This is a genomic window from Amaricoccus solimangrovi (genome assembly GCF_006385685.1).
Lineage (GTDB): Bacteria > Pseudomonadota > Alphaproteobacteria > Rhodobacterales > Rhodobacteraceae > Amaricoccus > Amaricoccus solimangrovi.
Map to the genome: position 1 here is coordinate 14,473 of NZ_VFRP01000005.1, position 13,427 is coordinate 27,899.

Genomic DNA, 13,427 nt, shown 5'->3' on the forward strand with positions numbered 1-13,427 from the left:
CTCAGAAGTCCGTCAGCACCATGGTGGGGAAGATCGCGACGCCCTCGCGCGAGGCGGTCTCGGTCAGACTCACCTGCCCGTCCGTGGCGACGTCGTAGCGGTGCACGCCGCCCATGTGGTCGATCCCGACGAGCACCGGCTTCTCGCCGCCGCTGACCGAGATGCTGGTCTCGCCATGCGCCGGCGACCGGCCCACGACCTTCATGCTCGCCATGTCGATCGCCCAGATCTCCTCGGCCGGGTTCTTGTGCGACCCGTCGTAGGGGTTGGAATGCATCAACACGAAGAGCGTGTTCGCGGGCTTGCTGTAGGCCATCAGATTGTAGCCGCCGGGCGCCCAGCCGGCTTCCGCGAAGGGCACCGTCCTGTCGAGCACCGGCTTCTCGCCGGCGTCGTCCACGATGTAGAGCGTCCCGCCGTAGGAGAGATAGACGAGCTTGCCGTCCACCCGCGTCGCATCGCCGTAGAGCGGGTCCTTGTCGACGTCGAAGATCCTGTCGGACTTGGCCGGCGCGCTGGCCTTGCCGCTGGCGTCGTAAGTGTGCTTCGTGATCGTGCCGTCGCCGCAAAGCGTGGTGAAGGCGGTTCCCTCGACCGAGGGATAGGCGGTCCAGCAGCCGGGAGTGGGCACTTCGCCGAGATCCTTGCCCTCGGCGAGGTCGGCGATCGTGACCGAGGTGGCCGGGGTGGCGTTCTGCGCGAGCAGGTACTTGCCGTCCGCCGAGAGGTTCAGCGTGCCACGCTGGCTGAGCGCCTGGGCGAGCTTCGGCGAGACCATGAACTCCTTCTTCGCCTTCAGCGTCTGGGAGTCCCATTCGTGGATGACGGCCTCGACATCGCCGTAGGTATAGCGGCGCAGGTAGGCCGAGGCCGAGATGAGCGTCGCATGGTCGGGGCTCATCATCATGGTGCCGAAGGTGCCGGTCCCGATCGAACCGACCAGCGACAGGTCGTCGGCGTTCAGCACGTAGATCGGGCTCGAGCCGTTCATGCCGAAGTCCATCACGTAGAGATGCGGCCCTTCGGGAATGCGCTCCAGCACGCTCAGCGTCTCGGGCTCGATGCCCGCGTCCTGGGCGAAGGCGCCCGCCGCGGTGGCGGCGAGGACCGAAAGGGCGATGGCGAGATGACGTTTCATGGCAAACCTGTTTCGGTTCTGGCAGGGGGGAGGCGAGGCGGCATGGCGCCGGGGCCAGCATCGCCCGTGGCGGCTGGCCTTCCGGATGCGGGCGGTGGGTGCCGGTTATCCGGCCCCGCCGCCGCCGCTCAGCTGAAGACGACCTGGGCCGAGGTGTATTCCCTCAGCCCGTCCTCGGCGAATTCGACGCCGAGCCCGGATTGCTTCACGCCGCCGAAGGGGGCGTTCGGCTGGATCGCGCCGTGCTTGTTGATCCAGACCGAGCCGCATTCCATCCGCTTCGCCACCGCCCTGGCGGCCTCGATGTCGGAGGACCAGACCGAGCCGCCGAGGCCGTTCGGGCTGTCGTTCGCCGCGGCGATCGCCTCTTCGACATCGGTGTAGCGGATGACGGGCAGCGCCGGGCCGAACTGCTCCTGGTCGACGAGGGCGTGGCCGTTGGTTAGGCCGGCGATGATCGTGGGCGGGAAGAACAGCCCCTCGCCGGGCGCGCCGCCGAGCAGAACCTCGCCCCGGCCCGCCGCGTCGGCGACGAGGCGGGAGAGCTTGTCATGCTGCATGCGGTTCTGCACCGGACCGAGGACCGAGGCCTCGTCGAGCCCGTCGCCGACCGGGATCTTCGCGGCGTAGGCGACCAGCGCGTCGCAGACCGCGTCGTGGATCGAGTCGTGGACGTAGAGGCGTTTCATCGCGGCGCAGGTCTGGCCGTTGTTGAGGAACGCGCCCCAGAACAGACCCTCGGCGATCTTCGCCGGATCGGCGTCGGGCAGCACGATGCCCGCGTCGTTGCCGCCGAGTTCGAGCGTTAGACGCTTCAGGGTATCAGCGGCGGAGCGCATCACGTGGCGTCCGGTCACGGTCGAGCCTGTGAAGACGATCTTGGCGATGTCCGGATGCGCCGACATCGCGGCGCCGATGTTGAACTCGCGGTCATCGCCCGAGACCGAATTCAGCACGCCCGCGGGCAGAACCTCGTTCAGGATCTCGACCATGCGCAGCGTCGCGAGCGGCGTATAGGGCGAGGGTTTGATCACCACGGTATTGCCGGTCCGGAGCGCGGGCAGGACATGCCAGACCGCGATCATCACCGGGAAGTTCCAGGGCGTGATCGAGCCGACCACGCCAAGCGGCTTGCGGTAGAGCTCGACCCGGCCCTCGTTCGTGTCCTGCAGGGTCTCCATGGGGAGCGAGAGGCTCGCGGTATGGTCGGCCCAGGCGGCGGCGCCGCCGAGTTCCCAGCGCGAGCCGAGGCCGTTCAAGGGCTTGCCCTGCTCGAGCGTCAGGATGCGCGACAGTTCCTCGGCGTGCTCCCGAAGCTTCGCGGCGACGGCCTCGCAGGCCTCGCGCAGGGTCGCGTCGTCCTGGGCGGACCACGCCGGAAACGCCCGCTTCGCGGCGGCGACCGCGGCTTCGAGCGTCGCCGCGTCGCCATTGGGCGCCCGTCCGGCCTCGCCGCCGGTCGATGGGTTCGCGACCGCGAAGGTTTCAGGGGTGGTGACGGACGTCCCGTCGATGACGAGGCGGTAGTCGGTCATGTGATTTCCTCCGGTTGGCGCCTCATTCCGGGCAGCCTGGTTGCGAGGGAATCTAGCCGTTCAACAGGGGCGGATCTTGGACGAGACCGCCAATCGGATTGGAGTCTTCCGACACGGCCCTGCTGATCGCGCCCGGCGGCACGCCGTAACGCGTCCGGAACTCGCGATAGAAGTAGGACAGGTCGTTGAAGCCGCTCTCCATCGCGATCGCCGCGATACTGGCCGAGGCGGGCCTGGCGCGCGCCCCGACCAGTCTCGCATGCGCGGTCCGGAGCCGCGCGGCGAGGATGCGGCGGCTCGCGGTTTCGCCCAGCGTCCGGAAATGCCGCTGCAGGGTGCGCTCCGAGACGTTCAGCCGTTCCGCCAGCGCCACCGGCCCGAATTCGGGATCCGGCGCATGGCGGTCGATCAGCCGGAGCGCGCGCGACAGCACGGCCTTCTCCGCCCGCTCCCGCAGCGAGACCTGCGTCGAAAGGCACTGGAAATAGGCGCCGAGCAGGCCGAGAAAGGCCTCGCCGAGCACGGAGTTCGCCGCCTCCGGCTCGCTCGCCATCTTGGTCACCACGGCGCGCATCGCCTCGAGCAGCGGATCGTCGCGCCGGATACGCTGGCCGCCGGCGCAGATGGCGCCGAACCGGCCGAGCATCTCCCGGCGGGGCAGGTGCATCGAGATCTGGGTGGAGGCGCCGTCATAGGCGAAGTCCGAAGGTAGCGTGGAATCGACGAGGTACATGTCGCCGGGCAGGAGATCGGCGCTTCGCTCGCCCTGGGTGATGCGCGCCGCGCCGGCCGCCTGGATCAGCAGGAACAGGTGCTCGCCCGGCTGCTGCCGCGCGAGGCGCGCGTCGCGTACCACGCGCGTCGCCTCGAACGACACCACCGCGGTCTCGACCCCGCCGAGGCTGCGCGGCCCGACGTCGCCCACGACGACGTCGCGCCTGGTCGGGCCCGGCTCGATCGAGAAGAGCCCGCAGACCGCGCGCAGGTCGTCCTGCAACAGGTCGACCGACTTCGGAGACAGGGTCTCCGGGAGCGGGACGCCCCAAGCCCTCCCCACTCCCGGCTCGGGCAGCCGAGGCGGATCGGCCGACATGGCAGGATGCTCCATTCCCGAGGCCCTCCCGGCGCTCATTGACCCAAGACGCTACACCCGCCGTGCCGGCGCGGCGAGCGCGGAGTCGCCTTCAGCCCTTCCCGCCGGTCTGGAACATCGGCCCGCCGCGGTGGCGCGGGAAGCCGTAGCCGTGGATCTCGACGAGGTCGATATCCGCCGCCTGCCCGGCGATCCCCTCGGCGAGGATGGCCCCGCCCTCCGCCGCCATCTCGCCGACGAGATGCCCCGCGATGTCGGCCGGCAGCTCCCCGCCCCCGATCTCGCCCGCGAGCAGCCCCGCGACCGTCTCCGAGGGCCGCGGCTTCCGGTCGCCGGGGGCGTAGTCGTACCAGCCGCCGCCGGTCTTCTGCCCCTTGCGCCCGGCGCGCACCAGAATGTCGCCGAGCGTCGCGGGTACGTCCTCGCCGCGCGCGCGGGCGCCCTCGCGCTGAAGGAAGGCGATGTCGAGCCCGCCCAGATCCTGCGCCTCGAACGGCCCCATCGCGAAGCCGAAGCCGCGCATCGCCGCGTCGATGCCCTCGATGGTCGCGCCCCGGCGCAGCAGATCCTCGGCCGCGGCCCGGTAGCGCTTCAGGATCCGGTTCCCGATGAACCCGTCGCAGATCCCCGCCCGGACCGGCACCTTGCGCAGCCTGGCGGCGAGGGCGAAGCCGGTCGCGAGCGTCTCCGCGCTGGTCGCGGGCGTCGGCACGATCTCGAGGAGCTTCATCACATTGGCCGGGCTGAAGAAGTGGAGGCCGATGAAGCGCTCCGGCCCGGCGATGCCTTCAGCGATCGCGCGCGGGTCGAGATAGGAGGTGTTGGTCGCGAGGATCGCGTCGGGCCGGCAGGCGGCGGCGAGCGCCGAAAAGACCGCGCGTTTGACCGAGATCTCCTCGAACACCGCCTCGATCACGAGATCGACCTCGGCGAGCGCGGCATAGTCGGTGGCGCCCGCGACCCCCGCCGTGCGCTCGGCCGCCGCCGCCTCGCTCAGCCGGCCGCGCCGGACCGCGCCGTCGAAGATGCCGCGCAGATTGGCGAGCCCCCGGTCGAGCGCCTCGCCGTCCCGCTCGACCAGCGTCACCGGGATGCCCGCGTCGCGCAGCGCCGCGGCGATGCCCGCCCCCATCGTGCCGCCGCCGACCACGGCCGCGCGCCGGATCTCGCGCGGGGCGACATTCTTGAGCGAGGCCGGGCGCGCCGCGGCGCGTTCCGCGAAAAAGACGTGCCGCAGCGCCGCCGCTTCGGGACTGGCGCGCAGCTCCAGAAACGTCTCGCGCTCGAAGGCCATCGCGTCGGCGAAGTCACCTTCCACCGCCCGCTTGAGACAGACGAGCGCGCGGCCGGGCGCCGCCGCGCCGCGCGCGGCGCGGGCGACGGATTTCTCCGCCGCCTCCCAGAAGCCCGGCTCGGCCGGGAGCGGCGCCCGCGCACTGAGCGGGGCCGGCACGGGGCGCTTCCCGGCGGCGAAGGCGAGCGCGCCGTCGCGCAGGTCGCCCTCGATCACCGCGTCGATCAGCCCCAACTCCAGCGCCTTCGGCGCCTTCACCGGCTTGCCCCCCGTGACGATCTCGACCGCGACCGCGGGCGGCACGAGGCGCGGCAGCCGGACGGTGCCGCCCGCGCCCGGCACGAGGCCGAGCGTCACTTCGGGCAGCCCCACCGAGGCGGAGGCGAGCGCGACGCGGAAGGCGCAGCCGAGCGCGATCTCGAACCCGCCGCCGAGCGCGGAGCCATGGATCGCCGCGACCCAGGGCTTGCGCGCCGCCTCGATCGCCGCGACGACGTCGGGCAGATGCGGCGGGGCGGGCGGCTTGCCGAATTCGTTCACATCGGCCCCGGCGATGAAGGTGCGGCCGGCGCAGAGCAGCACGACGGAGTCGACGCGCGCATCGGCGTCGAGCCGCGCGACGGTCTCCAGAAGCGCCTGGCGCAGCGCCAGCCCGAGCGCGTTCACCGGCGGATTGTCGATGGTGACGACCGCGACCCGGTCCTGGATGTCGATGGCGAGCGGCTGCTCGACGGTGAGTGTCATGGTCATATCCCCAGATAGGCTTCGCGGATCCGCGGATCGGCGATGAGTTCCTCGGCCGCGCCGCTCATGGTGACGCGCCCGGTCTCGAGCACATAGCCCCGATCGGCGACGCGGAGCGCGCCGAAGGCGTTCTGTTCGACGAGGAGCACGGTGATCGCGAGGTCGCGCAGGCCCCGCACGACATCGAAGATCTGCGCGACGATGATCGGGGCGAGCCCCATCGACGGCTCGTCGAGCAGGAGGCAGGCGGGCCGCCCCATCAGCGCGCGGGCGATGGCGAGCATCTGCTGCTGCCCGCCGGAGAGCCCGCCCGCCGCGAGGTTGCGCTTCTCCTTCAGGATCGGGAACATGGCGAAGGCGTCGCCCATGTCCTTCTCCACCCGGTCGTCGGCGTAGAGGAAGGCGCCAAGGCGCAGGTTTTCCTCGACCGTGAGATTGGTGAAGATCTGCCGCCCCTCGGGCGACTGGGCGAGCCCGTGGCCGAGCCGCTTCCAGGCGGGAACGCTGACGAAATTCTCGCCCCGGAAGGTGACGCTCCCGCCCGAGACCGGCTGGACGCCGGAAAGGCAGCGCAGGAGCGTGGTCTTGCCCGCGCCGTTCGCACCCACAACGGTCACGATCTCGCCCGAGGCGACCGAGAGGTCGATGCCGTGCAGCACCTCGATCCGGCCGTAGCGCGAGCGCAGTCCCTCGACCTCAAGCATGGGCCACCTCGCCTTCGTGGAGCGCCGCCGCGTCGGGCCCGAGATAGGCTGCGATCACCTTCGGATCACGGCTCACCGCCTCGGGCTTGCCCTCCGCGATCTTCTCGCCGTGGTCGAGCACGACGATATGGTTCGAGATGCGCATGACCATCTTCATGTCGTGCTCCACCAGCAGGATCGCGACGCCCGAGGCCGCGACCTCGGCGATCAGGTGATCGATCTCCTCGGTCTCGACCGCGTTGCAGCCGGCCGCGGGCTCGTCCAGCAGCAGCACGCGGGGCTCCAGCGCCAGCGCGCGGGCGATCTCGAGCCGCTTCAGCGCGCCGTAGGACAGCGCGCCCGCCTCGCGCTCCGCCGCGTTGGCGAGGCCGACACGCTCGAGCAGCGCCCGCGCCCCCGCCTCCGCCGCCCGCGCCCGCCGCCGAGTCGAGGGCAGGTTCAGCAGGTCGGCGAGGAGCGGGCCGCTCTCGCGGAGATGGAAGCCCGCCACCGCGTTCTCGAGCACGGTCATGTTCTGGAAGATCTGGAGGTTCTGGAACGTCCGGCTGAGCCCGAGACGGGCGAGCAGGAACGGGTCCATCCCCGTCACATCCCGGCCGTCGAGCACGACCGCGCCCGCGCCCGGGCGGTAGACGCCCGAGATCATGTTGAAGAGCGTGGTCTTGCCCGCGCCGTTCGGCCCGATCACCGAGACGATCTCGCCCGGGTTGGCCGCGAAGCTCACGTCATGGACCGCGCGCAACCCGCCGAAGCTGATACCGAGGTTCCGGATTTCGAGGAGCGCGCTCATTTCTCCCTCCCCCGCACGCGGCGCGCGAGGCTGGGCAACAGCCCTTCGCGCATGAAGATCATCACCAGCATCATGACGAGGCCGAGCAGGATCTGCTCGTATTCCTGGAACACGGTCAGCACCTGCGGCAGCGTGGTCAGGATCGCCGCGCCGAGGAAGGCGCCGAGCACCGAGCCCGCGCCGCCAAGCACGGCCATCGTCACCATCTCGATCGAATGCATGAACCCCGCCACGTCGGGCGTGATGAACTTGTTCTGGAGCGCGAGCAGCGAGCCCGCGAGCGAGGCATAGACCGCCGAGATCACGAAGGCCCGCAGCTTCAGCCGCGCCACGTCGATCCCGACCACCCGCGCCGCGATCTCCGACCCGTGCAGCGCGCGGAGCGCCCGGCCGGTCGGGCTGTCGTGCAGGTTGAGCGCGATCCAGGCGCCGACGACCATCACGAGGCCGGAGAAGAAATACCAGAACTGGGTGTTCCTGATGTCGATCCCGATCGCCTCCAGCGCGTCGTTGAGCCCGAGATCAGGAACCTCGATCCCGTCCGGGCCGCGCGTGAGCCAGGCCTCGTTCGCGAGCACCATGGCGACGAGGATGCCGAGGCCGAGGCTCGCGACGGCGAGGTAATAGCCCCGGAGCCGCAGGATCGGCCGCCCGACGAGCCAGGCGACCCCGCCCGAGAGCGCCGCGCCGAACAGCGCGGCGAGGCCCGGATGCAGCCCGAGATGGACCGGGGCGAGCGCGCAGGCATAGCCGCCGATCCCGGCGAACCCCGCGTGGCCGAGGCTGACCTGACCCGCGTAGCCGGTCAGGATCACGATCCCCGTCACCGCGAGGGCGTTGACGAAGATGAGCGAGCCCACGCGGTAGTAGTAGTTCGACGGGAAGAAGAACGGCGAGACGATCACGATCGCCGCGAGGATGAGGAGGGTGGCGCGTTTCGTCGTCATCGTCACACCCGGTCCGTCGTCTTGGAGCCGAAGAGGCCCTGGGGCATGGCGAAGAGCACGACGAGGATCACGACGAAGGCGGCCGCGTCCTTGTAGACCGAACTCACGTATCCCGCCGTCAGCGCCTCGATCAGCCCGAGCAGGATGCCGCCGACCAGCGCGCCCTTCGGGTTGCCCATGCCGCCCAGCATCGCCGCCGCGAAGCCCTTGAGCGCCAGCGCGATGCCGATGTCGTAGCTCGTGTTGGTGACCGGCGTCGCGAGCACGCCCGCGAGCGCGCCGATCGCGGCCGAGAGCGCGAAGGAGAGCGTCATCACCCATTTGACGTTGATCCCCACGAGCTGCGCCGCCAGCCGGTTGTTCGAGGTGGCGAGCACCGCGCGGCCGGTCAGCGTGCGGGTGAAGAAGGCCCAGAGGCCGATGAAGACCGCGATGGCGCCCGCCAGCATCCAGAGCGACTGCGGCAGGATCGTCGCGCCAAGGAGCGCGATCGGCGCGTCGCCGGTGAAGGCCGGGAAGCGGTGGAGCTGCTTGTCGAACACGAGCTGCGCCACGCCCCGGATGAAGATCGAGGCGCCGATCGTGATGATGATGAGCGAGACGACCGGCGCGCCGCGCGCGGGCTCGATCGCGAGCTTGTCGAGCGCGACGCCGACCGCCGCCGTGGCCGCGATCGCGATCAGCGCGGCGAGCGGCAGCGGCAGGCCTGCGAGATGGGCGAAGGTGGTGATCATGCCGCCGAGCATCACGAATTCGCCCTGGGCGAAGTTCACGACGTCGGAGGCGTTGTAGATGATGGTGAAGCCGAGGGCGACGAGCGCGTAGACCGCGCCGACCGTCACCCCGGACATCAGGAATTGCATGAGTTCTGACATGGGCTTGCTGGCTCCGCGAAGGCATCCGGGCGATGGATGGACCGCCCGGGGCGCGAGGCCCGGGCGGGACGGGGTCAGTCGGCGGCGCTCAGTCGACGAGCGTCCAGCCGCCGTCCCTGATCTCCAGCATCCGGAAGGCGGAAAGGTCGAAGCCGAGGTGATCCTCCGGCGTCATCGTCACGACGCCCGTGGTGCCCGCGAGGCCCGCGGTCGTCTCGATCGCGTCGCGGATCTCCTCCGGATCGGCCGAGCCCGCCCGCGTGATCGCGTCGGTCAGGATCGCGAAGGCGTCATGCGCGTAGCCGCCGAAGGTCGAGGGCGCCTCGCCGTATTCCGCCTGGTATTCCGCGACATAGGCCGCGACCACGGGCTTCTGCGGATCGTCGTCCGCCAGCAGGTCCCCGACCAGCAGCGCGGTGCCAGGCAGGCGCACCCCCTCGGCCGCGCCGGAACCGGCGAGGTCGATGAACCCCTTCGAGGCCACGCCATGGCTCTGGTAGAGCGGCAGGCCGACGGCGAGCTGCTGGTAGTTGCGCGTCACGACCGAGGGACCCTGGCCGAAGCCCGCGTTCAGCACCGCCTGAACGCCGGCCCTGTTCTTGATGTTGGTGAGCTGCGGCGTCATGTCCGCGTCGGTCGGGCCGTAGCTCTCGTCGGCGATGACCTCGATCCCCGCCTCGGGGGCGATCTCCAGACACTGCTTGCGCATCGAGGCGCCGAAACCGTCGGTGCCGGAGATCATGCCGATCCTGGTGATGCCCCGGGCCTTCATGTCCTCGAAGATCTTGGCGCAGGCCATCCGGTCGGTATGCGGCGTCTTGAACACCCAGTCCTTGACCGGATCGATGATCTCGATCGCGCCGGCGAGCGAGATGAACGGCACCTCCGCGTCCTCGGCGACCGGGATGATCGACATCGTGGCGCCGGTCGTGGTTCCGCCGATGATCGCCACCACCTCGTCGTCCTCGACGAGCCGGGTCGCGAAGGTGCGCGCCTTGTTCGGATCGCCGCCATCGTCGTAGAGGACGAGCTCGACCTGCTCGCCGTTGATCCCGCCCGCGGCGTTGAGCTTCTCGACCATCATCTCGAGCGTCTTCGCCTCGGGATCGCCGAGGAAGGCGGCCGGGCCGGTCTCGGAGATCGTGGCGCCGATCCGGATCTCGGCCGAGGCGGCCGAGGCGGCGCCGAGGGCCGCGAGCGTGGCAAGCGCGGTCAGGGTCTTCATGGGTGTTTCCTCCGGTTGATTGTTATCTGGTTCTGGGTCTTCGGATCAGGCGGCCGGCCGCGGGGCCGGCCTGCGCCACATCGCGCGAACGAAGCGCCCGGCGACGAAGGCCGTGTCCGTCAGGCAGGCGTTCCCGGCCGGGTTGAGGCCGGTCACGTGGAAGTCGCTGAAAGCGGCGCTCTGGTTGACGAAGATCTCGCCGGTCAGGTTGACCGAGAGATTGACCCCCGCCCGGGCGAAGGCGTCGGCCGCGCGGATGATGCGCGCCTCGTCGCGGTCATAGAGCGCCGCGGTGATCGCCCCCTTCTCCCGCGCGAGGCCGGCGGCGCGGGCGACGCCCTCCTCGGCATCCCCGACGGCGACGAGGAACGCGATCGGGCCGAAGCGCTCAGTGCCATAGGCTTCCGCCTCCGAGGCCTCGACCGCGACGACGAGCGGCGTGGCACTCCGGCCCTCCGCCAGCGGCGCGCTGTCGCGGATCACCCGGCCGAGGCCGCGCGCGGCGGCGATCCGGTCGAGCGTCGCGGGATTGGCGATCGCCCCGCAGACCGCCGTCGCGCGGGCCGGATCGGCGAGGAGCGCGTCGATCGCCCCGGCGATGCCTTTCGCGACGTCGTCGAAACTCTTGTGGCCCTCGTCGGTCTCGATCCCGCCGCGCGGGATGAAGATGTCCTGAGGCGCGGTGCACATCTGCCCGGAATAGAGCGCGAGCGAGAAGGCGATATTGGCGCACATCGGCCCGAAGGCGTCGGTACTCGCGATCACGATCGAATTGACCCCGGCTTCCTCGGTATAGACCCGCGCCGCGCCCGCGTTCGCCCGTACCCAGGCGCCGAAGGCGTTCGAGCCGGTATAGTCGATGATCGCCGCGTGCCGGACGAGATCCTTCGCGACCGGCGCCTCGGCGGAATCGACCGCGAGCAGAACCACGTCGCGCGGCAGCCCCTGTTCGGCCAGCAGATCGCGCAGCACGGCGACGCTCAGCGCGAGCGGCAGGATCGCGCCCGGATGCGGCTTCACGATCACCGGATTGCCGGTGGCGAGGCTCGCGAACAGCCCCGGATAGCTGTTCCAGGTCGGGAAGGTCTGGCAGCCGATCACGAGGCCGATGCCGCGGGGCACGACCCGCCAGTGCTTCTCGATCAGGATCGGCGCGCCCTTCGCGGGCTTCTCCCAGAGCGCGCGGGCGGGCGCGCGGCCCATCTCCGCCCAGGCGGCGGCGACCGCCTCGAGCCCGCGGTCCTGCGCATGCGGCCCGCCTGCCTGGAACGCCATCGGGAAGGCCTGCCCCGTGGTGTGGACGACGGCCTCCGCCATCTCGAAGCTCATCGCGTTGAGGCGGACCAGCGCCTCCGCCAGAATGCCGACGCGCGCCTCCGGCGCGAGCGCGGCCCAGACGGGCGCGGCGGCCTCGGCGGCGGCGACGAGCGTCGCGGGCTCGGCCGCGGGATAGGTGATGCCGAGCGCCGGCCCCCAGGGCGAGACCTCGGCGCCGAGCCGGTGCGATTCGGGATGGCCTTCGAGCGCGAAGGGCTGGCCGAGGCGCGCCTCATGCGCCAGCCGCCCGTCCTCCCGCGCTGTGGCGCCATAGATCTTTCCGCTCGGAACCTCCGGGAAAGGCGTCCAGAATCCGCGCATCCCGAGCGCCTGCACGGCGCGCTCGATCAGATCCCGGTGCCGGGCGAAGAGCGTGTTCAATTCTTGTCCTCCCGTTCGTTGGATTTATAATTGACCGGACGGTCGGTTTATGCAACTGTTTTTTGGAAGCCGCCCGGGACGCGCTCCCGAGACAGAATCGCGGCGGGAGGAACCGAATGGCTGACACCGATACCCTGTCGGAAACCGTGCTTGTCTCGCTCGAGGCGGGGGTGCTGCGACTGACCCTGAACCGGCCTGACAAGCTCAATTCCTTCAACGAGGACATGCACCGCGCGCTGCGCGCCGGTTTCGAGCGCGCCGCCGCCGACCGGGAGGTCCGCGCCGTGTTGCTGACCGGCGCGGGCCGGGGCTTCTCGGCCGGGCAGGATCTCGGCGACCGCGACCCGCGCAAGGGCGGCGGCGCGCCGGATCTCGGGCATACGCTGGACACGTTCTACAACCCGACGCTCCGCCTGATCCGCGCCCTGGAGAAGCCGGTGGTCTGCGCCGTGAACGGCGTCGCCGCCGGCGCTGGCGCCAACATCGCCTTCGCCTGCGACATCGTCTTCGCCGCGCATTCCGCGAAGTTCATCCAGGCCTTCGCGAAGATCGGCCTCGTGCCGGACGCGGGCGGCAGCTGGTCGCTCGCCCGGATCCTCGGCGAGCCGCGCGCCAAGGCGCTCGCGCTCCTCGCCGAACCGCTGATGGCCGAACAGGCCGCCGACTGGGGACTGATCTGGAAGGCGGTGGACGACGCCGATCTGCTCGCCGAGGCGACGGCGACCGCGACCCGCCTCGCCGCCGGCCCGACGCGGGGCCTCGGCCTCACCAAGCGGGCGATCCAGGCGGCGGCGACGAACAGCCTCGACGCGCAGCTCGACCTCGAACGCGACCTGCAGCGCGAAGCGGGCCGGACGCGCGACTACGCCGAGGGCGTGACCGCCTTCCTCGAGAAGCGCCCGGCGGAGTTCAGCGGAGAATGAGCACCGCGACCAAGCTCTCGCCCCAGGCGCTCGCGGAGGCCTGCGCCGATGCGATGTGGACGGGCGACTTCGCCGCCCAGCGGCTCGGCATGGTCCGCGACCATGTCGCGCCCGGCGAGGCGGTGCTCTCGATGACGATCACCGAGGCGATGCTGAACGGCCACGACCTCGCCCATGGCGGCTATGTCTTCACGCTGGCCGACACGGCCTTCGCCTATGCCTGCAATGGCTACAACCAGCGCACGGTCGGGCATCAGGCCTCGATCACCTACGTGGCGCCGGGCCATCTCGGCGACCGGCTGACCGCGACCGCCCGCGAGATCCATCGCGCGGGACGCGGCGGCATCTACGACATCACTGTCACCAATCAGCGGGGCGAGCGGATCGCGGAATTTCGCGGCCACTCGCGCACCGTCAAGGGAACCCATCTGCCGGAATGATCCGGTGCCAGCAACGTTCTG

At 70.6% G+C, this 13,427-nt stretch carries 12 protein-coding genes; 2 read left to right on the forward strand and 10 right to left on the reverse strand.

All coding sequences use genetic code 11. From position 1 onward, the window contains the following. Window position 1: 1 nt before the first annotated feature. The 10 genes from FJM51_RS07670 to paaN form a co-directional block, all read right to left on the reverse strand. On the reverse strand, window positions 2–1,138 hold the full coding sequence (locus FJM51_RS07670) for an amine dehydrogenase large subunit (protein WP_140453548.1): 1,137 nt from the start codon (window positions 1,136–1,138) through the stop codon (window positions 2–4). Window positions 1,139–1,266: 128 nt separating this feature from the next. After that, window positions 1,267–2,673: an aldehyde dehydrogenase family protein gene (locus FJM51_RS07675; RefSeq protein ID WP_140453549.1), complete on the reverse strand. Its 1,407-nt coding sequence runs from the start codon at window positions 2,671–2,673 to the stop codon at window positions 1,267–1,269. A 52-nt stretch (window positions 2,674–2,725) separates the two neighbouring features. Continuing rightward, window positions 2,726–3,781: a helix-turn-helix domain-containing protein gene (locus tag FJM51_RS07680; RefSeq protein ID WP_233713032.1), complete on the reverse strand. Its 1,056-nt coding sequence runs from the start codon at window positions 3,779–3,781 to the stop codon at window positions 2,726–2,728. A 76-nt stretch (window positions 3,782–3,857) separates the two neighbouring features. Further along, window positions 3,858–5,804 (reverse strand): 3-hydroxyacyl-CoA dehydrogenase NAD-binding domain-containing protein, encoded by a 1,947-nt coding sequence (locus FJM51_RS07685; RefSeq protein ID WP_140453550.1) that lies wholly within the window; start codon window positions 5,802–5,804, stop codon window positions 3,858–3,860. 2 nt (window positions 5,805–5,806) lie between these two features. Then, window positions 5,807–6,508, reverse strand: a complete 702-nt coding sequence (locus FJM51_RS07690; RefSeq protein WP_140453551.1) for an ABC transporter ATP-binding protein — start codon at window positions 6,506–6,508, stop codon at window positions 5,807–5,809. After that, window positions 6,501–7,298 carry an ABC transporter ATP-binding protein gene (locus FJM51_RS07695; RefSeq protein ID WP_140453552.1) on the reverse strand — a complete coding sequence of 266 codons (798 nt, stop codon included), beginning with the start codon at window positions 7,296–7,298 and terminating at the stop codon, window positions 6,501–6,503. Before FJM51_RS07695 ends, FJM51_RS07690 begins: the two co-directional genes overlap by 8 nt. Further along, a complete protein-coding gene (locus FJM51_RS07700; RefSeq protein WP_210240223.1) occupies window positions 7,295–8,245 on the reverse strand; it encodes a branched-chain amino acid ABC transporter permease in 951 nt (316 codons plus the stop codon). The genes FJM51_RS07695 and FJM51_RS07700 overlap by 4 nt, the downstream gene beginning before the upstream one ends. Window positions 8,246–8,247: 2 nt before the next feature. Beyond that, entirely contained in the window at window positions 8,248–9,120 is an 873-nt protein-coding gene (locus FJM51_RS07705; RefSeq protein WP_140453554.1) for a branched-chain amino acid ABC transporter permease, read from the reverse strand. Between the two features lie 88 nt (window positions 9,121–9,208). Further along, the gene (locus tag FJM51_RS07710) at window positions 9,209–10,345 is read right to left on the reverse strand and encodes an ABC transporter substrate-binding protein (RefSeq protein ID WP_140453555.1); all 1,137 of its coding nucleotides are present in this window, start codon (window positions 10,343–10,345) and stop codon (window positions 9,209–9,211) included. 45 nt (window positions 10,346–10,390) lie between these two features. After that, on the reverse strand, window positions 10,391–12,043 hold the full coding sequence (gene paaN / locus FJM51_RS07715) for a phenylacetic acid degradation protein PaaN (protein ID WP_140453556.1): 1,653 nt from the start codon (window positions 12,041–12,043) through the stop codon (window positions 10,391–10,393). A 134-nt stretch (window positions 12,044–12,177) separates the two neighbouring features. Between paaN and paaG the strand changes: the two genes are divergently transcribed. Both paaG and paaI read left to right on the forward strand, forming a co-directional pair. Then, the gene (paaG, locus tag FJM51_RS07720) at window positions 12,178–12,966 is read left to right on the forward strand and encodes a 2-(1,2-epoxy-1,2-dihydrophenyl)acetyl-CoA isomerase PaaG (protein WP_233713039.1); all 789 of its coding nucleotides are present in this window, start codon (window positions 12,178–12,180) and stop codon (window positions 12,964–12,966) included. Continuing rightward, window positions 12,963–13,406: a hydroxyphenylacetyl-CoA thioesterase PaaI gene (paaI, locus tag FJM51_RS07725; RefSeq protein ID WP_140453558.1), complete on the forward strand. Its 444-nt coding sequence runs from the start codon at window positions 12,963–12,965 to the stop codon at window positions 13,404–13,406. The genes paaG and paaI overlap by 4 nt, the downstream gene beginning before the upstream one ends. The last annotated feature ends 21 nt before the right edge of the window (window positions 13,407–13,427 follow it).